The sequence below is a fragment of the Desulfopila sp. IMCC35006 genome (genome assembly GCF_005116645.1).
Classification (GTDB): Bacteria; Desulfobacterota; Desulfobulbia; order Desulfobulbales; family Desulfocapsaceae; genus Desulforhopalus_A.
Genome location: NZ_SWCM01000011.1, coordinates 118191 through 143149, shown reverse-complemented (window position 1 = coordinate 143149; position 24959 = coordinate 118191). Strand labels below are relative to the sequence as shown.

General features: G+C 50.0%; 23 protein-coding genes and 1 pseudogene. 7 read left to right on the top strand and 17 right to left on the bottom strand.

From position 1 onward, the window contains the following. Positions 1–24 precede the first annotated feature (24 nt). A complete protein-coding gene (locus FCL47_RS17650; protein ID WP_136814854.1) occupies positions 25–1107 on the top strand; it encodes a cytochrome-c peroxidase in 1083 nt (360 codons plus the stop codon). A 238-nt stretch (positions 1108–1345) separates the two neighbouring features. Continuing rightward, positions 1346–2077, top strand: coding sequence for a carbonic anhydrase (locus FCL47_RS17645; RefSeq protein ID WP_136814853.1), 732 nt, complete (start codon positions 1346–1348; stop codon positions 2075–2077). 385 nt (positions 2078–2462) lie between these two features. Here FCL47_RS17645 and FCL47_RS17640 read toward each other — a convergent pair whose 3' ends face one another. Further along, positions 2463–3098, bottom strand: a complete 636-nt coding sequence (locus FCL47_RS17640; protein ID WP_205747354.1) for a hypothetical protein — start codon at positions 3096–3098, stop codon at positions 2463–2465. Positions 3099–3214: 116 nt separating this feature from the next. Beyond that, positions 3215–4198 (bottom strand): hypothetical protein, encoded by a 984-nt coding sequence (locus FCL47_RS17635; RefSeq protein ID WP_136814851.1) that lies wholly within the window; start codon positions 4196–4198, stop codon positions 3215–3217. A gap of 63 nt (positions 4199–4261) precedes the next feature. Here FCL47_RS17635 and FCL47_RS24605 point away from each other — a divergent pair, with 63 nt between their 5' ends. Continuing rightward, positions 4262–4585: a hypothetical protein gene (locus FCL47_RS24605; RefSeq protein WP_167496546.1), complete on the top strand. Its 324-nt coding sequence runs from the start codon at positions 4262–4264 to the stop codon at positions 4583–4585. Here the strand turns inward: FCL47_RS24605 and FCL47_RS25165 are convergent. The 8 genes and pseudogenes from FCL47_RS25165 to FCL47_RS17595 all read right to left on the bottom strand — a co-directional run bounded on the left by FCL47_RS25165 (position 4535) and on the right by FCL47_RS17595 (position 9653). After that, positions 4535–4918, bottom strand: a pseudogene (locus FCL47_RS25165) (DUF488 domain-containing protein). The gene FCL47_RS24605 and the pseudogene FCL47_RS25165 sit on opposite strands and share 51 nt — an antisense overlap. 42 nt (positions 4919–4960) lie before the next feature. Continuing rightward, a complete protein-coding gene (locus FCL47_RS17625) occupies positions 4961–6049 on the bottom strand; it encodes a PAS domain S-box protein (protein WP_136814850.1) in 1089 nt (362 codons plus the stop codon). A gap of 466 nt (positions 6050–6515) precedes the next feature. Next, positions 6516–6806: an antibiotic biosynthesis monooxygenase gene (locus FCL47_RS17620; protein WP_136814849.1), complete on the bottom strand. Its 291-nt coding sequence runs from the start codon at positions 6804–6806 to the stop codon at positions 6516–6518. Positions 6807–7280: 474 nt separating this feature from the next. Then, entirely contained in the window at positions 7281–7541 is a 261-nt protein-coding gene (locus FCL47_RS17615) for a CBS domain-containing protein (RefSeq protein ID WP_370459577.1), read from the bottom strand. Positions 7542–7726: 185 nt separating this feature from the next. Then, a complete protein-coding gene (locus tag FCL47_RS17610) occupies positions 7727–8119 on the bottom strand; it encodes a hypothetical protein (protein ID WP_136814847.1) in 393 nt (130 codons plus the stop codon). Positions 8120–8190: 71 nt separating this feature from the next. Further along, positions 8191–8847 (bottom strand): glutathione S-transferase family protein, encoded by a 657-nt coding sequence (locus FCL47_RS17605; protein ID WP_136814846.1) that lies wholly within the window; start codon positions 8845–8847, stop codon positions 8191–8193. A gap of 106 nt (positions 8848–8953) precedes the next feature. Further along, on the bottom strand, positions 8954–9340 hold the full coding sequence (locus FCL47_RS17600; RefSeq protein ID WP_136814845.1) for a DUF488 domain-containing protein: 387 nt from the start codon (positions 9338–9340) through the stop codon (positions 8954–8956). A gap of 7 nt (positions 9341–9347) precedes the next feature. Continuing rightward, positions 9348–9653, bottom strand: a complete 306-nt coding sequence (locus tag FCL47_RS17595) for a hypothetical protein (protein WP_136814844.1) — start codon at positions 9651–9653, stop codon at positions 9348–9350. A gap of 236 nt (positions 9654–9889) precedes the next feature. Between FCL47_RS17595 and FCL47_RS17590 the strand changes: the two genes are divergently transcribed. Then, positions 9890–11092, top strand: a complete 1203-nt coding sequence (locus FCL47_RS17590) for a hypothetical protein (RefSeq protein WP_136814843.1) — start codon at positions 9890–9892, stop codon at positions 11090–11092. A gap of 7 nt (positions 11093–11099) precedes the next feature. Here the strand turns inward: FCL47_RS17590 and narI are convergent, their stop codons facing one another. The 4 genes from narI to FCL47_RS17570 are packed head-to-tail and all read right to left on the bottom strand — an operon-like array spanning position 11100 to position 17536. Further along, positions 11100–11771, bottom strand: coding sequence for a respiratory nitrate reductase subunit gamma (gene narI / locus FCL47_RS17585; RefSeq protein WP_136814842.1), 672 nt, complete (start codon positions 11769–11771; stop codon positions 11100–11102). Between the two features lies 1 nt (position 11772). Further along, positions 11773–12351: a nitrate reductase molybdenum cofactor assembly chaperone gene (gene narJ, locus FCL47_RS17580; RefSeq protein WP_136814841.1), complete on the bottom strand. Its 579-nt coding sequence runs from the start codon at positions 12349–12351 to the stop codon at positions 11773–11775. 15 nt (positions 12352–12366) lie between these two features. Further along, entirely contained in the window at positions 12367–13791 is a 1425-nt protein-coding gene (gene narH / locus FCL47_RS17575; RefSeq protein WP_136814840.1) for a nitrate reductase subunit beta, read from the bottom strand. Then, positions 13781–17536 (bottom strand): nitrate reductase subunit alpha, encoded by a 3756-nt coding sequence (locus FCL47_RS17570; RefSeq protein ID WP_136814839.1) that lies wholly within the window; start codon positions 17534–17536, stop codon positions 13781–13783. The genes narH and FCL47_RS17570 overlap by 11 nt, the downstream gene beginning before the upstream one ends. Before the next feature lie 464 nt (positions 17537–18000). Between FCL47_RS17570 and FCL47_RS17565 the strand changes: the two genes are divergently transcribed. The 3 genes from FCL47_RS17565 (at position 18001) to FCL47_RS17555 (ending at position 20356) form a co-directional block, all read left to right on the top strand. Then, positions 18001–18297 (top strand): GNAT family N-acetyltransferase, encoded by a 297-nt coding sequence (locus FCL47_RS17565; RefSeq protein WP_136814838.1) that lies wholly within the window; start codon positions 18001–18003, stop codon positions 18295–18297. A 177-nt stretch (positions 18298–18474) separates the two neighbouring features. After that, on the top strand, positions 18475–18672 hold the full coding sequence (locus FCL47_RS17560; RefSeq protein WP_136814837.1) for a hypothetical protein: 198 nt from the start codon (positions 18475–18477) through the stop codon (positions 18670–18672). 184 nt (positions 18673–18856) lie between these two features. After that, positions 18857–20356: an AMP-binding protein gene (locus tag FCL47_RS17555; protein ID WP_136814836.1), complete on the top strand. Its 1500-nt coding sequence runs from the start codon at positions 18857–18859 to the stop codon at positions 20354–20356. A 448-nt stretch (positions 20357–20804) separates the two neighbouring features. On the opposite strand, the gene FCL47_RS17550 is transcribed toward FCL47_RS17555, so the two are convergent. The 3 genes from FCL47_RS17550 to dsrA are packed head-to-tail and all read right to left on the bottom strand — an operon-like array spanning position 20805 to position 24895. Next, on the bottom strand, positions 20805–22547 hold the full coding sequence (locus FCL47_RS17550) for an NAD(P)-binding protein (protein ID WP_167496548.1): 1743 nt from the start codon (positions 22545–22547) through the stop codon (positions 20805–20807). A gap of 10 nt (positions 22548–22557) precedes the next feature. After that, complete coding sequence (dsrB, locus tag FCL47_RS17545; RefSeq protein WP_136814834.1) at positions 22558–23634, bottom strand: dissimilatory-type sulfite reductase subunit beta; 1077 nt, start codon at positions 23632–23634, stop codon at positions 22558–22560. Positions 23635–23656: 22 nt separating this feature from the next. Further along, the gene (gene dsrA / locus FCL47_RS17540) at positions 23657–24895 is read right to left on the bottom strand and encodes a dissimilatory-type sulfite reductase subunit alpha (RefSeq protein ID WP_136814833.1); all 1239 of its coding nucleotides are present in this window, start codon (positions 24893–24895) and stop codon (positions 23657–23659) included. Between the last annotated feature and the right edge of the window lie 64 nt (positions 24896–24959).

The window sequence follows — 24959 nt, the reverse complement described above, 5'->3', positions numbered from 1 at the left end:
TCATCACAACAAAGGAGGGTACTCATGAAAAAAATGATCCTATCGATTCTTTCCACACTGGGCGTTTTGGCCGTTACGACCATGGTTATTGCTGCCGGCGGCCCGCCAGCCGTAACCAGTAATCTGCAAAAACTTGGCATGCACCTTTATAACGACAAGAATCTGTCACTTGATAAAAATCAATCATGCCGAACCTGCCATCATCATCTTGCCGGATTTGCCGACCTGAAAAACCACCTTAATCCTTACACAAGCGTTGTATCAACCGGATCGGACGGTGTGAGCAAGGGGGGACGCAATGCCCCGACCTCAGCTTATGCCGGCTTCAGTCCGCCTCTTGCACAAGTGGGCGACGGCGAATATGAAGGGGGGCTTTTCTGGGACGGCAGGGCCGCTGGCAATTCTTTATCACTGGCCGACCCCCTGGCCGAACAGGCCCAGGGACCACCGTTAAATCCCGTGGAAATGGCAATGTCAGACAAGGCGGCCATTGTAGAGGTTATTAAGAATTCCAGCTACGTCAATTTATGGTACAAGGAATTTGGCAATAATTCGCTGTATGATGAAGATGCAGCCTACGATAATTTTGCAAGGGCTGTTGCCGCCTATGAACGTTCGGCCGATGTCACCAAATTCAACTCTAAATTCGATCTCTATCTGGCAAACAAGGCCCAGCTCACCCCTGCTGAGGCAAGAGGCTTCACTTTATTTGTTGCACACTGTGACCGATGTCATTCCACGGTTGCTGCATTCGATGCTCCCGCTCCGCTGTTCACCAACTATCGATACTCCAACATCGGCGTCCCGGCTAATCCGCTGGTCCCGCTCGACTCTGCAGACCTCGGTCTGGGCGCAATCGTAGGTGATGATTTACAAAACGGTAAGTTCAAAGTCCCGACCCTGCGTAATATTGCCATGTCAGCGCCATATGCACACAATGGATCATTCCCGACTTTAGAAGAAATGGTCAATTTCGTGAATAATTCCAGTGGATTTACTCCAGAGGTTATTGAAAACATCGACCCAAGTGTTGGAAATCTCAGCTTATTGCCAGCTGAAGTCAATGATATCATCGCCTTTTTACATACATTGACCGACGATTACTGATTTCTACAACAACCAAATGCATACTCTACCGGGGATGGGCGATTGCAAATCGCCCATTTTTTTTTTGCGCTGCCATCCATAAAACATTGTGAATTAAAAAGATAATCTTGTTACGTTTACCAACAGGATCTCGTTTATCGATGGTATAAAATTATTGAAATCTCTTTGATTGGACTCACGTATCAAGACGTACGGCTGGCTCTTCAGCAAGATAATTCATCAAATGGAGGTGCATTGTATGTTTCGAAAAATCGTCATGAGAGTAGTTGTAATAGCCTTTGGTTTAGGGGTAGTGTTCACGGCTGGCCTGGCTCTCTCGAGCCCTGCTGGCGGGAAAAGCGTTCCACCAGACGAGGCCCTGCAGAAATTGATGGATGGCAATAAGCATTTCGTGAACAATAAGCTGACAAATGCAGCAAGGAGCGACGCTGCAACAAGAGCCTCGCTGGCCACCTCCCAAAAGCCATATGCCATCATCCTCAGCTGTTCCGACTCTCGAGTTCCACCAGAAATAATTTTTGACAAAGGTCTTGGCGAGATTTTTGTAATTCGGGTTGCCGGCAATATCCCTGATCCAATCGTCCTCGGGAGTATCGAATATGCCGCCGAACATCTGGGGTCGACCTTGATTATGGTGTTGGGCCATGAGCGATGCGGTGCCGTCACCGCTACCGTGGATGCCAAAGGGCAAAGTACCGGCAGCAAAAACATTGATGCCATTGTCAAAGAAATTGAGCCGAACATTGGTCTGGCCGCCGACGATTGCGAAGCCTGCAAGGGTGAGAAGGATTGTGCTGCGACCAAAAAAAGTGAGCTTGTAAATTGTGTAATCGATACCAACGCAAAAACAGTGGCTGCCAACCTCATCAAGAATTCAAATATCCTCAATCACCTTGTAGAAGAGAAAAAGATCAAGATAGTTGCTGCCAGGTATGACCTTGATGACGGAAAAGTGGCCCTTGTCGAATAGAATCGGACTTCGACTCAGCCTCTGAGAAAAACATCATGATTTTTCGCGTCAATTCCAGCAGAATCACCTGAACTTGATGTGGACAAATCAAACAGAAAAGGGATTGCAGAAATAATCCGCAATCCCTTCTTGGCATTGGTACCCTCGGCGCGAATCGAACGCGCGACACCAGGATTAGGAATCCTGTGCATGAAATACACTAACTATCCGTTTATACTAATCTTTTGAAATGTAGAAAATCAATTCGTTCCAATTTTGTTCCAATTGACGGTCATTGTAATGATGAGGTGAAGTAATCTTCCTTTACGTCCTCACTCACTCTAATACTTAACGGTGTATTCATCTCTCATCTCCGACTTCAGATGTAAACAAAAGTTCGAATGACTTAACCATCTATGCCATATATGATTTTTAGTCCTGCAAGCACCTGTTCAACGGTGTCACCCCGATAACCGAGGACCTTTAAATCAGTATGCTCAGTTTCCATGGCAGAGAGGAAACGTGACATGTCTACTCCGACTTGTTTTGGCATCTCCACCCGGGTATCCGGCGATACCACCCGGTACAGCCTGAATACGTCGTTTTTATGCTTTCTTATATCCCTTGAATCGACAGCAGTCCCCTGCCCCTTTCTTTCTGTCAGGTCCAGCCAGGCACGTGCCTTGAGTAGGATTATTCTTTCAGGATCTATAACAGACAAACCAGCTAGATCACGTTTGCCGGTATGCAGGAATTTGTAGTAGGACTCATCCAGCAATATAGCTGAGAGGCTTGAAACCTCCTCCATCGGTATTGGAGTCAAATCTCCTTCGCCTTCGTAGGCGAGCGTATCCGGTATTCTTGAAAATAATTCCAACATCTCAGGAAAGTTTTTATTTTCCGGCTCATAGGATCGATAAAACCTTTTTTCTCCGGTGCTTTTTTGTTTGTTCTGATACCGGCCGGCCCGGATGAAATCCCAAAAGACTTTTACAAAATCCGCATCGAGGACTTCGATACAGAGGACAATATCGAGGTCCATAGTTACCCTGAATTCTAGACCCGCTTCCTCCATCGCCAGAAAACTGGCCGTACCACCAATCAAAACATAATTTTCTTCATACCCTCGGAAATGGTCTCTAAATTTATCAAGTCCTCTTACCATTGGAATTTCTCCAAGAGGGTATCAAGTGCCATGTCAACTCGTTCATCTTTTGTGTTTTTCAGGCTCAAGTAAAGTGATAGTGGGTCGACAGCTCCTTCCCGGGCAAACAGTTCGGGATCATATTTCCAGATTTCAATCTCCATAGAGCCGGGCTCGTGAATTTTCAGCTCCGCTACTTCTTTATTCAGTTGTAATACCTTCCATTCTCGAGCGCTCACAGCATAGGTTGGGCGAAACGGCTGTGCCAACATACTGTGGTGTGACAGTGCCGACTCTCCGCCAAGCAACAACGACAAAGTATCGTGAGGCACAGAGACCTTAACTCGCTTTCGCACCGGAGAGTGCAGCAAATCAAGTGATTTTTCCCATAAAGACTTTCTATCCACCTCAAAATGCAATACACGTTCACGCCATTCCATCTCGACATTCCCGAGACCTGTAGTCTCAATTTCATCAAAAACTCTGGTCAAGGTCATCGGTGTATAGTTTACCAATTCTGCAAGTCGGGAGGGGGTTAAGCCCTCGCGTGGCCAGTTGTAGAGAACAAACAAGATAACAGCTTGAGTAGAGGGGCTGATTTTCTTCTTTACTAAACGCTTTCCTTTGATATGCTCTCGCAAATCTATACCAAGCAATGGCAAATACATTTGGTTGCCTGGAACAACAAAGGAAATTTTATGTTCGATAAGTCGCTTGCGGTTGTAGCTGGAAATTGAAGGGTGGAGGTAAATAATCTCATGCCGCCACATATCTTCTATTTGTTGTATATGTTTGCGGACAGTAGCCGGGGTGATCTCTTCTTCATCCCGCGCCTCCATTACAAGACACGGTTCATGGAGCAGTTGACACTCATAAAAACTGTATAAATCGCGAAGAAAAAGTGGGAGATTCTTCTCTTTCTGCCACTTTTCAATGGCTATCGAGACACCCAGATTTTCAAAAAGATATTTTTCAAATTTTTGTGCAAGGTTCAGCATACGTCTCTCCTGAGTAACATATTTTTTGCACAATAACACACTGAATGTTATCGTGCAATTTCAATGTTACTGATCATCTTTTGCAGCTCTCTTCTCGGAAAGTATCAGGTGACGGTTGCTGACCATCGAACAAGTGGATACCAAAGTGATGAATCCGCGTCCTTGCCATTGGTCCTTCTTGCACTTTTTGAAGGATCGGAAAACTATAGCTTTTTCTTCTTCAATTTAAAATTCGCAATTCCTCCAGAGGTCAGGATCGGGGGATTGGCAACGACAAGGGACTGGTTGTTCTGGTATTGCAGCGGGGCCGAACGCATGGGATTTATTTTTGCATCTTCATATCACCTGAATCTTGCGACGGTGGTTTCTCGTTGGCTGCAAAAGTAGATATTCTCTCAGTGCGACTGCTTGATTGTATTCAATGTCACGCGCTGAGAATAAGAGTGTCAGTCGTCCTTGCGCAGTTTCATCAAGAAGCCTCCCCACAACTTTTGGTCTAGCATCAAGCTCTGAATAATAACGGTTTTTGAATACCTCCCATTTCGACCGATCATGATCAAACTACTTTCGCAAGGGGGTGCTCGGTGCGGCGTCCTTCAACCACAGGTCAGCATGCAATTGCTCCTTCGTCATTCCACGCGGCCACACTCGGTCCACAAGAACGCGAATTTCATCTTCTTTATCAACTGGGTTATACACTCGTTTCGTTCGAATATCCATCAGGCCTTGTCTAGTTTTCGCCTATCTTTTTCTCATTATATCTCAGGTGTGTTTGTTGGTTTTGTCTAATGTCAATGTTTTGGCCACAATTCTAAAAACTGTCCCTTTTTCCCTATTTGATTCAAAGGTAAGCTGCCAGCCATGAATCTTTTCTATGATGAGTTTGGCGATATAGAGTCCCAGCCCACTCCCCGATTGTTTGCCATGAGTAACATAGGGCTGAAAAAGAACTTTTTGTATTGCTTCCGGGATGGGATTGCCACCATTATGGAGTTCAAAATCAGCGAACCCTGTCTTGTTTTGTAACAGTACCAGTCGAATGTTACCGAATGGATTCTCTGCCTCAATTGCATTCTTGACTAAATTTTCGAAGGATCGTATTACCAACGCCTGATCGGCCATGACGTTTATGACATGCTTTTGTGTCCAGTTTTCGAATTTTATAGTGACATTTCTGGACGCGGCTAAGGACTGCATCCGCTCTTGTATTGTCAGCACTATCTTCACCATATCCACGGGCGCATCGTCTCGCGGGTATTGCCCGGATTCAAGCAGCATAAGCTCTCGAGAAGACTCTATCAAGGTCAGCACTTCTTCAGATTCGGACTTGATAATTTTCATATAGTCCAAGCTCTTCGGCACCGGGTGCTTTTTCAAGATATTATTAAGTCGATTTGCCGTCAGGCTGATAACTACAAGTTTGTTTTTGAGATCGTGGCGGGCTACATGCTCCATCCTTTCTTTAATAAGTTCATAGCGCTTGGTGATGGTAACATCCCGTATAGTAGCTGTAATGTAGAACTCTTGATCACTGATTTTAAATAATGAATGCGTCAATTGAACAGGAAAAACTTCACCGCTTTTTCGTAGCCCTTCAAACTCTTTTGTTTCGGATATATAGGTAGAATGTTCCGCTATATTTCTAAAAAAGGTTTCATAGCCCGCTTTATGCCTCTCCCGGTAGCTCGGTGGTATGATTAGATCAAGGCTTGCATCCTGAACTTCAACCTTGTCATAGCCAAACATAAACTTGGCAGCCCTGTTCCAGACGAGAATCTTTCTGTCCTGATTAATGGTAATCAGGGCTTCGGATATGGAGTCGATAACATGCTCATAAAATTGACTTTCCATGCCGTTTCCGTTGTTATCACCACGTTAAGCGATAACAGATCGGCCTCCAGATCAATATTTGCAAACAGTAAGCAGAAATAGGCCTGTCGTGCTTCGGTACCGTTCGGCAAACAATCGGTTTGTCGAACGGTTTCCAGTAACAATACAAGCTCTTTGTCAGAATCCTTTAAATGGGTTTTGGCCAATTTGGGGTATGTTTAAACAAACGGCCTTTAAGTGCCATGTAAATTTGTTTAAACTCTTTTCCTGCAAGGATGTTTGGTATTTTTTGACCTCCCAAATTTAGTTTGGTTTCAGGCATGAATTTTTGGGAGGTGTTAAACCTATTAAAATGACCATGCGTTTATCCGAGAAATGAAACTCTCAAAAAACATTGGGAAATGGCCCACTCTCAAACGAAATGAAGTCTCGCTGGCCAAACTGACTCAGAAGGTTTTTCGGTCACGCGTGGATGAGTCTCCTGCACCTATCCTATGGCCACCTCATAAAAACGAGGTATCGGCTTGCCGTCGAAAAGCGGCATGACCTGCTCTCCCTCCATGTCATGGACAGAACTACTGTGCATGGCCTGAAATGCATCCCGGGATTCAAACTCCACAATCGCAGCGTAGCTGCCTTCTCCCTCTGGCTTCAAAAGCCTTCTTCCGATAAAGCCCTTAAACGGCTTGAATTGTTCGTTTGACGAGGCAAACCACTTTTTAAACTCTTCATCTTTACCTGCTTTGATGGGCGGAAAGGAAATGATGACGACAAACATTTTGCACCTCCGACGGTTAAACCGTACATGTTTATTGATTGCCCTCTGTGTCAATGAAGGCTGAACATCTGACTCTACAGGCTACATTTCAGTTTCCGGGGGTAATCATAAGGGCTTCATTGGCGGTTGTGACTTTACCGTGACCAATATGAAATTTGGTACCTCAAACGACGAGCGTTTATTTGAATACTGCATGGTTACAAGCATGTTTACAATAAAATTGTCTTTATTTACTAGCCAGGTGCTTACAATCAAAAATGAAAGGAATTCTGTATTCTCCTAACAGGAGGTGAGGAGAATATTGCGTTTTTCTCGCTGCGATTAATCAAGGCACCGTAGGTCCGTCGTTAATACCCTAAAACGATAATGAGAATCCGTGTTTCCTTCACTTGAAAGCTATAAGTTTGATCTGGTCAAGGTTGGAGACAACACCGAGAAGTTTGTTTTTTCGCCCATAACGATCAGGTGATTTATTCATCCTGTGTACATGACTTTAAGCGCCGACATTACATCATCGTCTTCATCAAGTTGAGCGCATATTTTGTTTGTCGGATTTTTGTCGTCAATCCTGCATCCAGTCATAAAAGTGGAAATTTTCGTTTCCTCAAGATCATAGTCATTAGCCAGGCCTTGCATCACATCCGAGGCAGTGATAATACCTGCCAGTTCTCCTTCAATTTTCACAACAAGAACCGAAACGTCTTCCTGTGCCATAAGGTTTATAGCTGCACCCAGACTCGTATCACTTCGATTACAAGAAATTCCCGCTTAATTGTCTGCTTGATTTTCAAATACTCTCCCATTCGGAACTCCTCTGCGTTGAAGACGAGCGATGGATATATTCAAAGAATACTTCGTTTATTTCTAGAGTAATCATATTCTATAAGCTTTCAGGAAATTTGTTGTTTCTGTAAAAGGTTTTAACTCCCGCCTTTTAGGCGGGCAGTATTCCTATAACTTAGCCACCCAAAACCGGCAAACAAAGCAAGCCAAACCACGGTTCGTAGAGTCATTGCGCGAAGGCTATCAATAGCAATTGGGCTTCCTTTTGTATACAGGTAATAAATTGTTGATAGCACGACAAGATTAAGAGCAAATATAACTGCTGCTGCATACATGCCTTGTTTGACGTTCCGAAAAGCGATGATGCTTGCTGAGACATACACAATACCCATTACCGCGTTATAGATTAGCAGAGGCCGGTAAACGATATATCCTGGATCTGAACCCAGAAGGACGCGAGTACCCGCAAAAATTGTTACAAGGCCAAATAGCATTGCTACGAGTGCCAACGCATTTTGAGTAATTTTCATATATCTCAGTACCTATTAAGGAGTCAACGCCAGCGCAAGGCTGCCGTTGGATTAAACGACACGAGTGGCTGTCAGCGACCCGTCTCATCTGTTTTGGCTGGCTGCAGCAGTTGCTGACTGCGCGTGGCACTGGGCCGCGCCGCTACCCGTGCAAACCACGGTCCCACGTGCGGCAATGTACGATCAAACGGCTGGTTTACCGTCAGTGCGAAATCCAGCCACACATACAGCCAGATATCGGCCGCGCTGAACCGCTCACCACACAGATACGGACCGGCCCCAAACATGCCGTCAAGCCAGCGCAGGCGATCCTGCGCGATTGCCTTCAGGCCGACCGCCGCGTCCGGCAACACCGGAATGCGCGACTCAAATCGCGGCAGCCCTTCGGCGTAGTGATAGGCGTTGTGGATGAATTCTGTAATATTGAGTTCCACTCGGCGCCACCATTGCCGCGTTTGTGCGCGTGACTCTGGTGTGCTGCCGATTAGCGCCGGCGAGGGATACAATTCCTCCAGATACTCAGCAATTGCCACCGCCTCGCTGAGTGTGCTGCCATCGTCGCAACGCAACGCCGGTGTCTGTCCCGCAGGGTTGATGGCAAGAAACGCCGGCTGGCGGTTTTCACCGGCAAAAACATCGATCGTCACTGCCGGCAGCAGCAACTGCTTTTCCAGCAGAAACATCCGCAGACAGCGCGGTGCCGGACTCTTGGCGTCATAGATCAGCATGGGTCAGTTTCCCTCCATTGTGGTTCATGCAAGACCGCCCCTCCCGCGTTTGCGCGCTGGGGCATACCTTCGCAAGGACTTTTCCAAAAGTGTCGTTCTGCCCGGCTCAGGACGGTTGTTTTTTGTCCTTTGTGCCGTGTTGTTTTGAGGCTGAAAGCAGATAGTCTTTCAGCACAACAGCCTGATTATATTCGACATCATGAGCTGCAAACAAAAGCGTCAGTCGTTCTTTTGCAGCTTTTTCAAGGAGTATCTTCACAATTTCCGGTTTATCATCAAGCTCTGCTGAATAACGACTTTTGAAAATCTCCCATCTTGATTGATCATGGTTAAACCACTTCCGTAATGCTGTGCTTGGCGCTACTTCTTTCAACCACAGGTCGGTCCGAACTTGGTCTTTGGTCCTACCTCGGGGCCACAGCCTATCAACCAGAACTCGAAAACCATCGTGTGCATCAACCGTTTCGTATACTCTTTTGATTCGAATATCCATTGTCATGTTACGATGTTTTTGGAAAGAGTACCGACCACGACTCCTCGGAACCGGCCAACAAACTTAAACCGTCCGGACAGGGTTTATTGCAAGGGATAGCATTAACTGCTTTTGCCACAATAACGGCTGCAGGAGAAAAGTAGACCTTTACTTCACAATGCAGACGCCCCTCAGATTCGTGGCGAATGAATATGGCCTGCTCTTTTGAGCTGTTGCCCGTCGCATACTCTGCCAGGAAAAGCTCTTTGATATGCTCTAATGGTTCTCCTGCCAACATGGCATCGCCGAGATTACTTGCAAACCAGCAGTACATCTATTACGAACTCATTATATTAAACAGCAAGTGTGATTTTGGCCATCCGTTGGCCAGAGATTCACAATCTGTTCTGTAACCAGTTTTGGGTAGAGGATTCTCACCAATTTTTGTAGAATTTCAGCTGAAAATTGGTATGCTGCAAGCAAATTCACCTCAGCTCGGGAGACACGGAATTTTTGGTGATGTCTGCCGAAATAAAATCTGCGCCCTGATTCGTCATCCCAAGGAGTCCAATGATCAAGATCCTGGATGTAAGGCGCCTGGAAGGCGCGACAATTCTTGTCGTTTGCGCTGTCGCCGCCGGATGGGTTGCCGTAACCAACTCGATACCAACTTCGTCTGAGCTGCTCCGGACGATGTTGATCGCCGGTTTATTTTTGCTGATCAGGCTCCTCTTTATGAAAAACATTCCCTCACCGACCGGATCCGGTGCGATCGTCATGGGAATCGGCATTTTTATAAATGGCGCGATTAATCATTTTTCCTTGCTCAACAATGAACTTGCCCGGCCTCTTACCCAGGTCCTTTTCGTTCTCTTTCTCTTTATCGCCGGCTCCTACCTTATGGATGCGGTGAAGAGAAGGCTTTTCAAGACACACTTTGCCAATCCTCTTGGCAGTTTTGCCGTTGGTACCTGGATTGCCGGCACCTCCGTCTGCGGCATCGCCCTTTGCCAAAGGTTGCCGGACTGGAAACCGTTGGTACAGATACTGGTAATCGGCAATATAGGCCTGTGGTTGTTTTTTATCAGTCGAGCTGTCAGGAATTTTTTCCTGTTCCTTACGACTGAATCCTGGCGGAAGGTACACGGCGTACTGCTGCTCTCGACGGTCAGTACGCAATCCCTGGTCATTGTCTGGAAGGCCGCCTTTGGTACCAGTTTTTATTATCGGCTGCTTGCCCCCTGGATGATCATGTTTGGCGTGTTGTTCTACCTCGTCAGCTTTTTTCTTATTGTACGGCGTTATGCCCAGGGGGACAGCGATATAGATCTGGACAAGGGCTGGTTCAACACCAACTGCATCATTCACGGGGCAATGTCCATCACCGGCCTGGCCAGTGCCGTTTGCGGGGTGGTCTCTGCCAATATCATCCTCCTGATCTGGCTGTGGGTCATCTTCTGGTTTGTCATTGTGGAAATCGTTGAGATTGCCCGTGCCGTCACACGAACCAGGCTCTACGGATTCACGGATGCTCTTTTCAGCTATGATCCGACCCAGTGGTCGAGAAACTTTACCTTCGGTATGCTGTATGCCTTTACCCTGAATTTCGATCTTACCAGGAGCGTTGCTGCAGACACAATCCTGCAGTCACTCCACGACGCATTGCTCCTCTATTTTGCCTGGGTTGTTTTGTTGTTCTTATTCATTGAAATATTCGTCTTTTTTCGGGATCGATTGACGCCTGTCGTCACCGTCACGAGATCGAAGATGTGATACAGTTTTATTCCACCACCTTGCGCCTGAACAGTATCCAGCCCCGGGAAAAATATCCTACCGGTGCACTCCAGATATGCACAAGACGGCTAAATGGAGAAAATGCCAACAGGGTCAAAGCACTCAGGATATGTATCTTGTAGCTCCAGGGGACACTCTGCATCAGCGTAGGATCAGGGGTAAAGGTTATGATCCCCCGAATCCAGGGAGCAACCGTGTCCAAAACGTAAAAATCACCAAAAAATACATTGTAGAGACCGGCACCGACAACAAAGATCAGGCCGCCCAGAGTGACGAAGTCGTTCCAGCTGGTGGTGAGCTTGATCCGTAACAATGAGATACGTCGATAGAGCAGTAGGCCGAGTCCAATAAGTGCACCACTTCCGACCACCAGTCCACTGGAATGGGCGATTGCTGTATGCATTTGGCCGTTGATGCCCACCATGTCTAAAAAACTTTGGGGGACCAGAAGCCCTCCGAAGTGGCCGAGAAAAGTCAGAATTATACCCCAGTGAAAGATCGTTGAGCCGAAGAATAATTGTTTCTTTTCGAGAAATTCACTGGATCTCGAATTCCAGTTATAACGATCGGTCAAATACCGCAAGAGATGACCTATGGTGAAAATTGTCAGCGCAATATAAGGGAAAACAAGAAATGCCAGAGTGTTGCCCAGATCCATATTAGACCTCCTTACTCGTGTCAGGGTGAGTGGACATACGAGGTTGTACAATGTCGGCCGCCAATTCCACCAAACCCGCATAGGGATGGCGGTTTTTGGCCAGACGTTCAGCCAGATCAGTTACCGTGCCGAGACAGGACCAAAGCAGGTCGGCGTCTTCCGGCTTTGGACATAAAGCGAGAAATTCCAGAATCATGGGCAGATAATCCGGCAGTTCGCCAATGGCCGCATCATACCCTTCGCGATGGTACAGCCACAGGAGCGCGGCGAGAGCTTTACCGCGGTCCTCACTGTCGCCCATGAGATGATAGGTCAGATACAGACTGGTGGTCGGCTCAAGGTCAAAAGCTGCGGTGTAGTTTTCTTGCAGCTTTAAGAGCGGGGTCGCTTCTGCATAACGCAAAAAACTCTGCAGCAGGTCTCGCCGCTGCAGATCATCTACCGTATCAACGGTTTCGCGTACGTCGACGAGATCTGTTTCCCATGAGGAGGCCGGGTAGTCGAGCAGCAACGCCAGCAGCTTGCATTGCACACGATCGTTGTCAGTCATGATATCCACCATTTCTTTCATCTCCTTCATTTCCCGCTGCCTGTCTCACCGGTAGTCGGGAAATCCTGCGCAGCCCTTGATGGTATGCAGTGGGTTATTTTCCAAGTGTGTAGCCGTAGGGACCACAAATCGATCCTCGAGTTTAGCGATAGCGAGAAGATCATACATTTTCAAGAGAGTTGCAGAATCAAGACCGACGGAGGCCGCGATGGTGTCGTCTGGTTTTTTTTCCACCCGCACCGAGCGCATATACGCCCGGACTGCGGCCAGCCGTTTCAGGGCCAGACGAACAGGCTCTTCGTCTCCGGCAGTGAGCAGATTGGCCAGATATTTTACCGGGATCCTGAGGTTGTCGACAGCCGTCCTGATATCCTCGTTCCCCGCCAGTGCTTCGACCGGACTCAGCGGTGGAATATACCAGACCATGGGCAGGGTCCTGAATTCCGGGTGCAGCGGCAGGGCCAGTTGCCAGGTCTTGGCCAGCGTATAAATCGGCGAACGACGGGCAGCTGCCATCACATGCTCGGGGATGCCCTGGTTTGCCGCCGCAGCGATTGTCTCCGGATCCGATGGGTCGAGAAAGAGATCCAGATGAGCCGGATACACTTCCTTGTCGGTTTTGGCCGATGCCGCTTCATGGATGCGGTCGGCATCATAAAGAACCACCCCGACATAGCGGATGCGGCCTACGCAGCTATGGGCACAGAGGGTTGTGAGTCCTGCCTCGAGCCGGGGATAACAGAAGATGCATTTCTCTGACCGATGCGTTTTCCAGTTGAAGTAGACCTTCTTGTAGGGGCAGCCCGATACGCAGTAGCGCCATCCCCGACACCGTTCCTGGTCGACGAGAACAATGCCGTCCTCGTCCCTTTTATACATCGCTCCGGAGGGGCACGAGGCGACACAGGCGGGGTTGAGGCAATGCTCACACAAGCGGGGCAGGTAGAACATGAAGACCTGCTTAAAAGAAAGATAGATGGCGTGATCAAGACCGCTGAAGTTGACATCCCGGGCACCCGTCTCGCAGACGCCGGCAAGGTCGTCGTCCCAGTTGGGCCCCCATTTAATCTGCATGGGTTCTCCGGTCACCTGGGATTTCGGGCGGATTGAAGGTTGGTGGTTTTTATGAGGTGCGGTAATGAGGCTCGCGTAGTCATAATCCCATGGCTCGTAATAGTCGTCAATGACAGGCAGATCAGGATTGTGAAAAACACGGGCGACCTTCTGCAGACGTCCACCACCCTTCAGACGCAGTTCGCCTCCGTCCATAACCCAGCCGCCCTTGTGCTTTGACTGGTTCTCCCACTCACGGGGATAGCCGATACCGGGCTTGGTTTCCACGTTGTTGAACCACATGTATTCGGCGCCCTTGCGGGTGGTCCAGACATTTTTACACGGGATACTGCAGGTATGGCAGCCGATACATTTGTCCAGGTTGAGCACCATGGACATCTGGACTTTAATCTTCATACCAATCCACCTCCCCGGCTTTACGTACCACGATCACCTCATCCCGCTGGGACCCGACCGGACCGTAATAGTTGAAGCCGTAGCTGAGTTGGGCGTAGCCGCCGATCATATGCGTCGGTTTTACCATAATTCGGGTTACGCTGTTGTGGGTGCCGCCCCGCTGTTTGGAGAGCGGGGAACCCGGGGTATTGATGAGACGCTCCTGGGCATGATACATGAAAGCCGCGCCGGGAGGAATCCGGTGGCTGACCACGGCCTTGGCCATGACCACTCCGTTTTCATTGAAGCACTCGAGCCATTCATTGTCTTTTACTTCGAGAGTCCGGGCGTCGACATCGCTGATCCAGATGGCCTCGCCACCCCGAAACAGGGTGAGTAGAATCAGGGTATCGGAATAGGTGCTGTGGATGGACCACTTGGAGTGGGGGGTCAGGTAGCTGAGGGCCAGACTCTTTCGCCCATCCTCTGTTACGCCCGGCTTTATTTTGGCAAGTGCTTCTACAACGCTATAGGGACTATTGTTCAGCGGCAGATGAAGAGGCGGCCGGTACAAGGGGAGTCCCTCGCCGAAATTGAGCATCCAGGGGTGGTCAAGATAGAACTGAGCTCGACCTGTCAGCGTCCTGAAAGGCACTTTTTCCTCGATATTGATCACAAAGGGCGAATAGCGCCGGGTCTCCGATTCGATACCGCTCCACACCGGTGAGGTGATGATTTTTCGCGGCTGGGCGGTGATATCGTTAAACGATATCTTTTCGTCACGGCGGCCGGCGCTCAGATGGGTAAGGGACAGACCGGACTTTTTCTCAACCCCGGCCCAGGATTTAAATGCGGTCTCGCCATTGGTCTCGGGTGCCAGCTTCAAGATGGTCTGGGCGGCCTGTTTACCGTTGATAAGTGACGGCATCCCATAGCTCTTACCGGGGGCCGTCACTGTACCGAGTTCGGTGGCAAGCTCTGCATACTCCTCTTTACCGGACCAGGCGACGCCCTTTGAGCCCACCCCTACCTGATGGACCAAAGGCCCCAATGCCGTCATCATTTTATAGGCATTGGGGAAATCCCTGGTGATCACCGATAGCTGGGGCATGGTCCGCCCGGGTATCGGCTCAGTTTCACCCTTGCGCCAGTCAAGGATTGCCGACTGCCCAATCTCACCCGGACTGTCGTGGAGGAGTGGAGTCGCGACGAGATCCTTCATCTCCCCCAAGTGGACTGCAGCCAATTCGGAAAATTTTTCGGCGATCGCGCTGAACTGGTCCCAACTGGTTTTCGCCTCCCATGGCGGGTCCACCGCCGGGTTGAACGGATGGATGAAGGGGTGCATGTCGGTGGTACTCAGATCGTGCATCTCGTACCAGCCCGCTGCCGGCAACACGATGTCGGAGTACATGGCGCTGGTGGACATACGCAGTTCCAGGGTGACGAGAAGGTCGAGTTTTCCTTCGGGGGCCGGGTCCCGCAAGGTGATCTCCTCGGGACGGAGCGCACTCTCGGCGTTTTGGACAGCGTTGTCAACGCCCAGCAGATGTTTGAGAAAATATTCATGGCCCTTGCTGCTGGCCCCAAGCAGATTAGCCCGCCAGAGAAAGAGTACCCTGGGAAAATTATCCGGGTGGTCAGGGTCCTCCACGGCAAAGCGAAGCGAGCCGTTTTTCAGCTGTTCGACGGCATGGGCGATAATATCCTTGTCCGTGGCCGCACCTTTTTCCACCGCCTCCCGGCAGATATCCAAGGGGTTGCGATTGAATTGGGGGTAGGATGGCAGCCAGCCGAGTCGGACGGCCACAGCATTGTAATCCGCCATGTGCCGTGGGGAATCGCCACCGGCCATGGGCCAGAGAAGGGTTTCGGCGTTGAGGTCATCATAACGCCACTGGTCGGTGGCGAAGTAGTAGAACGATGTACCGTTCTGCTGGCGTGGAGGGCGTGTCCAGTCAAGAGCGAAGGCAAGCTGGGACCAGCCGGCCTGGGGCCGCACCTTCTCCTGGCCCACATAATGGGCCCAGCCTCCGCCGTTGACGCCTTGACAGCCGCAGAGGGTGGTCAGGTTGACGATAGCCCGGTAGATCATATCGCTGTGATACCAGTGATTGGTCCCGGCACCTAAGAAGATCATGGACTTACCGTGGGTCTTGTCAGCATTTTCGGCGAATTCCCGCGCTACCTGGATGACGTCCTTCGGTGGGACACCGGTTATTGCCTGCTGCCATGCCGGCGTGAAGGGTTGGGGGTCGTCATAGCTGGTTGGGTAATGCACCGAGTTGTCTTGCCTGCGGCCATCGTCCTCCTGGCGGGCTATCCCCAACTGGGCGGTCATCAGGTCAAATACCGTGGTGACGAGAATATCACCTGCGGCTGTTTTGATCGTTTTGACCGGTACTCGGCCGTTTTTCGTTGCGGGTCCTTTATCGTCGAAAAAAGGCAGGGTGACCGTCCGCCAGCTGTCACTATCGCCGGCATAGCTGAGCAGTGGATCTACCACGGCATCGTTCTGGGAATCCTGCAGATGAAGATTCCAGTGGCCGGCGGCCTCGTCCCAGCGAAAGCCGATGCTGCCGTTGGGGACTACCCAGCTTGCGGTTGTGCTATCGAAGAAAACGGTTTTCCAGCGCGGATTGGTTGCCTCCGTTCCCAGATCGGCAGCGGTCAGAAACCGACCCGAGACCAAACTGTCGCCTGCTGGTTGAAGAACAACAGCAAAGGGCAGATCCGTAAAGCGTTTGGCATAATCGATAAAGTAGGCGGTGGGGGTATCAATATAGAATTCCTTGACGATCACGTGGGTCATGGCCATGGCCAAAGCCGCGTCGGTGCCCGCCCGGGCCGGCAGCCAGCTGTCGGCGAACTTGACATATTCGGCGTAATCCGGGGCCACCGCCGTCACTTTCGCCCCGCGATACCTTGCCTCGGTGAAGAAATGGGCGTCCGGGGTTCTGGTCATGGGCAGATTGGTCCCCCAGACAATCATATAGGTTGACTCATACCAGTCGGCGCTCTCCGGCACGTCCGTCTGCTCCCCCCAGATCTGGGGGGAGGCCGGCGGGAGGTCTGCGTACCAGTCGTAAAAACTGATGGCGGAGCCGCCAATCAAGGAGAGAAACCTGGTCCCTGCGGCATAGGCAACCATGGACATCGCCGGGATAGGGGTGAAACCGAAGATCCGGTCGGGACCGTAGCGCTGGATGGTATGGACCAGAGAAGCGGCGGTGATCGTTGTCGCTTCATCCCATGACAGGCGGACCAATCCGCCTTTGCCCCGGTCGCGCTGGTACCGGCCGCGTTTTTCCGGATTGCCGGCAATATCGCGCCAGGCCTTGACGGCATCGCCATGGGTGGCTAAGGATTCCCGCCAGAGTTCCAAAAGAGACGAGCGGATAAGGGGATATTTGATGCGGACCGGACTGTAGGTGTACCAGGAAAAAGTGGAGCCGCGAGGACAGCCTCTGGGTTCGTGGTTAGGAAAACCCTCGCCGCAGGCTGGATAATCGGTGGCCTGGGTTTCCCAGACGATGATCCCGTTTTTAACGTAAACGTCCCACGAGCAGGAGCCGGTACAGTTGACGCCGTGGGTGGACCGCACCTTTTTATCATACTGCCACCGGTCACGATAAAAATGTTCCCATTCCCGCTGACCACATCGTTTTTCCGCCCAACCGTCGGAAATTTTCTCTTCCAGACAGTCAGCCTCGGTGCCCCGGGGGCGAAAAAAGCGAAACCGCTTCATGAAATCTCTTCCAGACATCACAACCTCCCTTAAGAGAAGGCAAAACGTTCAGACACGGAAAACTATAGAACCATGTTCTTTTTTTAAGCTATAGGCTGTGTCTGTGTTTCACGGTTAATGATCTTGATTAAGTCGGTTGTATTTAGATATAGGATATTTGCATCAATAGATCAACACTTATGAAGTGTGGCTAATCTTCTGGACTCACAATAATTTATTGCCAGACGAGAGGCTTGGTTATCGGGTTGCTTGGTCTCGGACGAATTGATTATCCACCTCGCTGTTTATCTGGAGGGTTATTCATTCTTTCTGGATCTTATCTGTAGTTGTAACGCTTTTGGAAAGAGGATATTCTTCTCAAAATGCACATGCTTATGGAGGCCGCATACCCAATATCTACCATTGGACAAAAAACTGGGGCTGACGAAGTGCTAAATGTCCTAACAAAAAAAGAACAAATCGGGCACCCGGAGGGGAATACCATGGAAAATCAACCGCTAAAAAATGAACTGATGAAACGCTTTGAGTTGATCATTGAGGGTAAGGTAGCCCTGCTTGATTATGTGGAACAAGGAGAAAAACTGCTGGTTTTCACTCATACCTTTGTACCCAATGAATTGCGGGGTCAAAACGTGGCCGCCCGATTGGCCAAATGTGCGCTCGACGATGCACGCCGCCAGGGCAAAAAGGTGGTGGCCCAGTGTTCCTATGTCGCCACTTACATGGAAAAGAACAGGGAGTATGCCGACCTGCGCGCCGAGGCAGGCCCGCGGTTGTAACAGGGTCCAATTCAGGAACCAATGAATTGCTCTACGTTGGACCTGTGTCCTGAAAATTCTCACGGTGGGTTGATGTTTCACACCGCGAGAGGGGAATCAGTACACCAACGGAGGATTGCCCGGTCTCAATTTTTAACCTAATTTTCCAGCCCGTCCTAGCCTGGCAGAAAGGGATTCATGAATGATTATAATCAGATAAGTATCTTGGAGGATCTCACTGCAGAAGGTTACATTATCACCTCTGAAATCCAGCCTTGCCTCGGCCCATTTCGTATTGGTCATGTAAATAGGATCGGAAAATATGATCTTAATGAAAATAAGCCTTATATTGAAGTAAATTATGGCAATAAACGTGTTCCTCTCAGCGATGATTGATATCATCGGCATGATTCTATAAATTTTCAACTGCAATATTTGAACGAATCGTTACCAGTCCCCGAGTGAGTCTAAATTAGTCGTAATGATGTCTCATTTTCATTGATATGTTCCGTTGCTGTAAGGGATCAGTTAATTCTTATTTAGTGAGGGGTTTTTGGACGAAAAACCAAGGAGGATGTGTATGCGCAGCTTTTCCATCTACGATATGTACCGCCGAAACGCCCACCTCTACAAGGATCGGACCGCCGTGGTCGCAGGTGACCTCAGGCTCAGTTTTGAAGCACTTCTCCGGGATTCGAATGCATTCGCCGCTACCTTAGCCGGCAAGGGTATTGGCAAAGGGGACCGGGTGGCGGTCCTGGCCAAGAACGATCACCGTTACTTTACGGTGTTCGGCGCGGTGTCGGCTATCGGGGCCATCGTCGTCCCCCTCAACTGGCGCCTCTCGGACGAGGAGTTGACCTTCATCCTGATCGATTCCGGGTCCCGAGTCCTCATATCCGACGGCAACTATGCCGAAAAGGCCGAAACCCTGACCGGCACGGCTGGCGGAATCCAGACGATTTTCTGGAATCCGCCCGACGGCCGGAGCCCCGACATGAACGCCATGGCGGTGGATGTTCCTCTGGCCGAAACCTCGCTTTCAGAGAACGATCCGTTCTGCCTGTTATACACGGCTGCAGTGGACGGCCATCCCCGGGGGGCCGTACTGAGCCACGGCAACATCATTTGCGGCAACATGGAGACCGCCGCGACCATGGGGCTAACGTCCAAGGACGCCTATCTCAACATGCTGCCTATCTTCCACATGACCGGGATGAACCTCTCCCTTTCGGTCATGCATGTGGGCGGCAAAAACGTGGTTATCGAGAAATTCGACGAGAACCAGGCCCTGGCGGAAACCGAGCGGGAGCATGTGTCGGTATGGGGCAGCTTCCCGCCCATGCTCACCCGACTCACCGAGGCCGTGGGCAAGGACGGTCGGGACATTTCTTCCCTCCGGCACGTCATGGGACTTGACGGACCGGACAACATCCGCGCTTTCGAAGAGAGGACCGGCGCCGTGTTCTGGATCCTCTACGGGCAGACCGAGACCTCCGGCCTGGTTAGCTTTTCGCCGGCCATGGAGCGCCCAGGATCAGCCGGCCGAGTCGGGCTGCTCACGAAGGTCCGATTGGTGGACGATGCCGGCAAAGATGTCGCCCCGGATGAGGTGGGGGAGATCCTCGTCCGGGGCCCCTTGGTGTTCCAGGGCTTCTGGAATCAGCCTGAACTTACCGAAAAGATCTTCAGGGACGGGTGGCACCACACTGGCGACACTGGCCGCCTGGATGAGGACGGCTTCCTCTGGTTCAAGGGGCGGAAACCGGAAAAGGAGCTCATCCAGCCTGGCGGTTATAATGTCTACCCGGCGGAGGTAGAGGCCGTGGTTATTGAGCACCCGGACGTCCGCGAGGTCTCGGTGATCGGCGTACCGGACCCCAAATTCGGTGAGGGGATCAAGGCCGTCTGCGTGCTGTCGGAAGACAGCACCTTGACCCCCGAAGATCTGATGGCCTTCGTCGCCTCCCGCATCGCCCGGTACAAAAAGCCCCGGTACGTCGATTTCGTCGACTCGCTGCCCAAAAAGGCCGACGGCTCCATCGACCGGGAGAAGGTCAAGGCAGCCCACGACGGATAGTGGTGTCCCGCCGTTGACGATCTTGCCAGGAGGGTTTTAGAAGGAGCGTTGTGAATTCAATATGTGTTTTTCTTGGATCAAGCGTCGGTAACCATCCAACTTATATGGAAACAGCTGGTGCGTTGGTGCGCGAATTGGCTATATGTGACCTACCCTGTGTCTAAGGCGATGGCGGTTCTTGTACCGGACTTATGAAGCAGCTTACTGAAAGCGCTTTAGCTACTGGTGGAAAAATTGTAGGAGTGAGCGTCCATATATAAAAAGCGTTTTTTTCCAATTAATGTTTCCCACACCAAAAGGCAAGCATCTCGGATTGCCTGAATTGGATATGCATATGGCAGATGAGGATTGGTATGCCCTGCCAGGAGATGAAACCAATCATCAAAGTAAGCGATTTACTCAGATTTCCCCACTCAAAATTAGAAAACTTGGAATTCTATCACCGCCATTAAAGCCCTTCTCCCATCCCCATCTGGATGTAACCACAGGGACATGTCAGGGCGCAGATGTGGCAGCCAATACACTTTGTATAGTCTGTATACATAACCTGTCCAACCGGATTGCCAGGAAATCCTGAAATCGCTTCCTGGGGACAGAATATCCTGCACTGGTCACATTCAAAGCACAGGCCACAGCTCATACAGCGCAAAGCTTCTGCACGGAACTGCTCCTCAGTTATGCCAAAATCAATCTCCAGATCAATGGTACCGGTGAAGCGATTGTTTACAGGCATCCATCGACGTTCATTGCGTTCTCTCTTTTCGTAATAGGTGAGGCGCAATTTTTCTTCGGTGATGATCTCCGAGTACCTCGGTGCCTGGAAAGGTATGCCTTCCAGTCGAGCTGCTATTCGTTCTGCTGCCAGGCGGCCATGGCCGATGGCAGTAGTTACCCGATCAGGGCTTATAACGTCGCCACCTGCATAAATGGATTCATCGATGGACCAATTTTCGTCAGGTTTGAGCCAGCCGTTTGTGCTGACGTACCGTTTGACATCTTGCCAGTCAGGGCGCTGACTTATCGCCAGAATCAGAGCGGTGCACTCTACTTCGATATGAGAATTTTCAACAGGGATTGGCTGGCGCCGGCCGGTGTTGTCGAGCTCTCCAAGTCTCATTTGGGTGCACAGCACCGCAACAGCTCGGTCATCTTCGGTTCGGATGCCAACTGGAGCGATCAGGTATCGAATATCAATACCTTCGTCCAACGCTTCGCTTACTTCTTCCTCTGTGGCAGGCATCTCAACAATGGTTCTCCGATATAACACCGTGACCTCTGCTCCGAGGCGCCGGGCGACGCGGGCGATGACGAGAGCGCTATGGCCACCACCAACGACAATCACCCTGGAGCCCAGATGCAGCGGCTCACCGGAGTTAATCATCTTCAGAAACCGCACCGCGCTGAATACGTTGGGAGCATCTTCTCCCTCGACCCCAAGCCGGACTCCCTTATGAGCGCCGATACCAATGAAAATTTTATCAAACTCGGCTGTCAGTTCATCAAGGGATTTATCGATGCCAATAACCGTATTGCAGATGATATTTACTCCAGTCTCGACAATGGCCTCAATCTCACCATCCAGAATATTGCGTGGTAATCGATAGGCAGGGATGCCATATCGCAGCATTCCTCCCGGTTCGGCAAAGGCCTCGAATACGGTTGCCGGAAAACCGCGTCGTGCCAGCTGAAAGGCGCAGCTTAGACCGGCGGGACCGGCACCTATTATCGCGACTTTTTTGTCCTTGATCTCTGCCGTAAGTTTTTTATGCCGTAATCCGGCATTGATGCCGTAGTCCCCGATAAAACGCTCAAAGGAACTGATATTAACGGCACCATCATCTTTTTTGCTCCGGTTACATTTAATTTCACAGGGGTGAGGACAGACCCGACCGCAGACGGCAGGAAACGGTGTGGTCTTGCTTGCTTCATGCCAGGCTGATTCGTATGATTCCTGCCAATTGCGATGTCTTTTTTCGGTATGCTGGACCAGGGTGAGCCAGGCGCGGATATCATTGCCGGCCGGGCACCCCGCAGTGCATGAAGGAGTCTGCTTGACATAGATGGGGCATTTGTGGCTATGATCTCCAAAGGCAACAACTTTCTTTATCCCCTGTTCTTCACTGTATTCAGGAAAATGATAGTTTAATGCTGAATCAAGAAGAGAGTTCGATTCTTTCGGATTTATTTGCATAGTTCCGCTCCTAAAAACGAATATGTGCCGATTGGTTAAATGTGGTTCTGGCATGACGATAGCTGTCTATCATATCCTTGTCGAAAACCAGCCCGGTTGTTTCAAAAAAATGTTTCCAGCCGACCCGCGCTATCCACTCTCCCATTCGCTCCCAAGGCCGGCCCTCTTTTTTAAAAGCTGCTAAGATTTGAGCGACAACCTCTGTGACTTCCGGCCAGCGCGGTGGATTATTAGGCAGATTATGAGCGACCAGGCTCATAACGGAGGGTTTAGAACGGGCATTGGAATTTTTGCCGCCCACCCAGATCGCAAATTTTGAATGTTCCGGATGATTAATTTCCATTGCCGGGCAGGCACCAAAACAGGCTCCGCAGTACATGCATTTATCATTGTCGACAATAAGAGATGGTTTGTCATTGACAACTTCCGGTCGTATTGCTGCAACCGGACAGCGAGCGACAACCTTGGGCATTTCACATATATTTCCCAGGATCTCGTGATTGATGCGGGGCGGGCGGGTGTGTTTGACAACAATGGCAATGTCTACCTGGCCACCACAGTTAATGGCGCAACAGGAAGTAGAAAGCCGCACCTTGCTTGGCATCCGCCAATTCTTAAAATCTTCAATCAAGTTGTCCATGAGGGCCTTGACCACTCCCGAGGCATCGGTTGCCGGAATATCACAATGCAACCACCCCTGTGTGTGAGCTATTGCAGAAACGCAGGGACCAGCTCCTCCGACAGGAAGGCCGATTGCCGCAAGCTCTGTGATCAACAACTCAACGTTTGCCTCATGTGGTGTCAAGAATTCCACATTATTACGAACGGTAAAACGAAGATAGCCATCTGCATACTTATCTGCTATATCGCACATCCGTCTGATCAGATCGACCGAATCCTGACGCGGAGTGCCGGCCCTGACCGTGAAAAGAACATCACCACTTTCGGCAATATGTTTTAAAACTCCGGGTTTGGGCATCTCGTGGTAGTGCCATTTGCCATAATTTTTTTTTGCGACAGGATGGAGAGCTTCCTGATAATCACGAGGGCCTGATTCAATGGTTTTCCAGGTTCTTATGCTGTTCATGGTCTTCTCCTCTATATCCTCATCAATATTCAGATTTGTAGTAGGGATTACTACGTGGTTGTGTAACCATATCGATCGAGGCTTCCAAACCTACGCCATCAAGAAACTGCTTCAACCCGACTCGTTCAATTGTTTCTCCGATGCGCTCGTGATCAAAACCATTATCATTCCACCATTCAATGATGGTTTCACTGAGGTGTATGAAGTCCTCCACATCTTCATCCGTTTCCATCTTGAGGAACGGCACGATCATTGTCCCACCCATTGTGCCTACTTTCAGGACGTTTTTGCCGCCAAGGAGCAGGGTCACTCCTCGTTCTTTTCCAGGAGAAAGGGCTTGGGGCATTACGTTTATGCAGTGCATACAATGGATACAGTTTTTGTTATCGATGACCATTGTCCCTTTCTTCAATAAGATGGCGCGGGTCGGACAATTATTGATGACAATATTCACCAGGGAATCAATGCTGTTTTTGTCAATCCAGGTTTGTACCGCAGCAGCATCCACCTGGATCGCATCTCTCCACATGCCGATGACCGCCATATCAGAGCGAAAGATTGAGTTGGTGCAGTCGTTGGGGCATCCGGAAAATTTGAATTTGAATTTATAATTATATTGTGGCCGGTGAATTTCACTGACAAAATGGGTTATTGTTTTGTAATGCAGCTTTAAAGTGTCATAACAGGCATGTTCACATCGGGCGGGACCAACACACGAGGCAGCAGACCGCATGGCTGCCCCTGCCCCGCCAAGATCCCAACCTGCCTGGTTAATCTCATCAAAACATTCCTGTACTTTAGCCTCTTCAATTCCCTGCAGCATGATATCTCCGGTCTGCCCATGCAGAGCAATTAATCCGGAACCATGCTTTTCCCAGGTATCGCAGAGATTACGTAACATCTTCGTGTTGTAGTGCAACCCGGGAGCGGGTTGTACACGGAAGGTATGAAACTCGGCAGCCTCTGGAATCTTATCCTTGATCATACTGCGGCGACCGACAACCCCACTGCCATAACCGTGAACCGTCACGAGACTTCCCTGCCAGTAGCCCGTCTTGGTCTGATAGGAGTACTCAAGCTGGTCCAGCAGGCCTCTCAATATTGGTTTTCTGGTGCGTTCGGCTAATTCTTTAAGACCGGAAATAAAACTGGGCCAAGGCCCGTTTTCCAACTCATCGAGCATGGGTGTTGGATTGAGGAATGTATTATCTTGGGAGGAGGTTACTTCTTCTATCTTATTACCATTATTGGCTTTAATCATATCCTTTCTCCTGATTGAGTAATCGGGCACAATTCTATAGTTACCTCAGGGACAAGACCCCCAA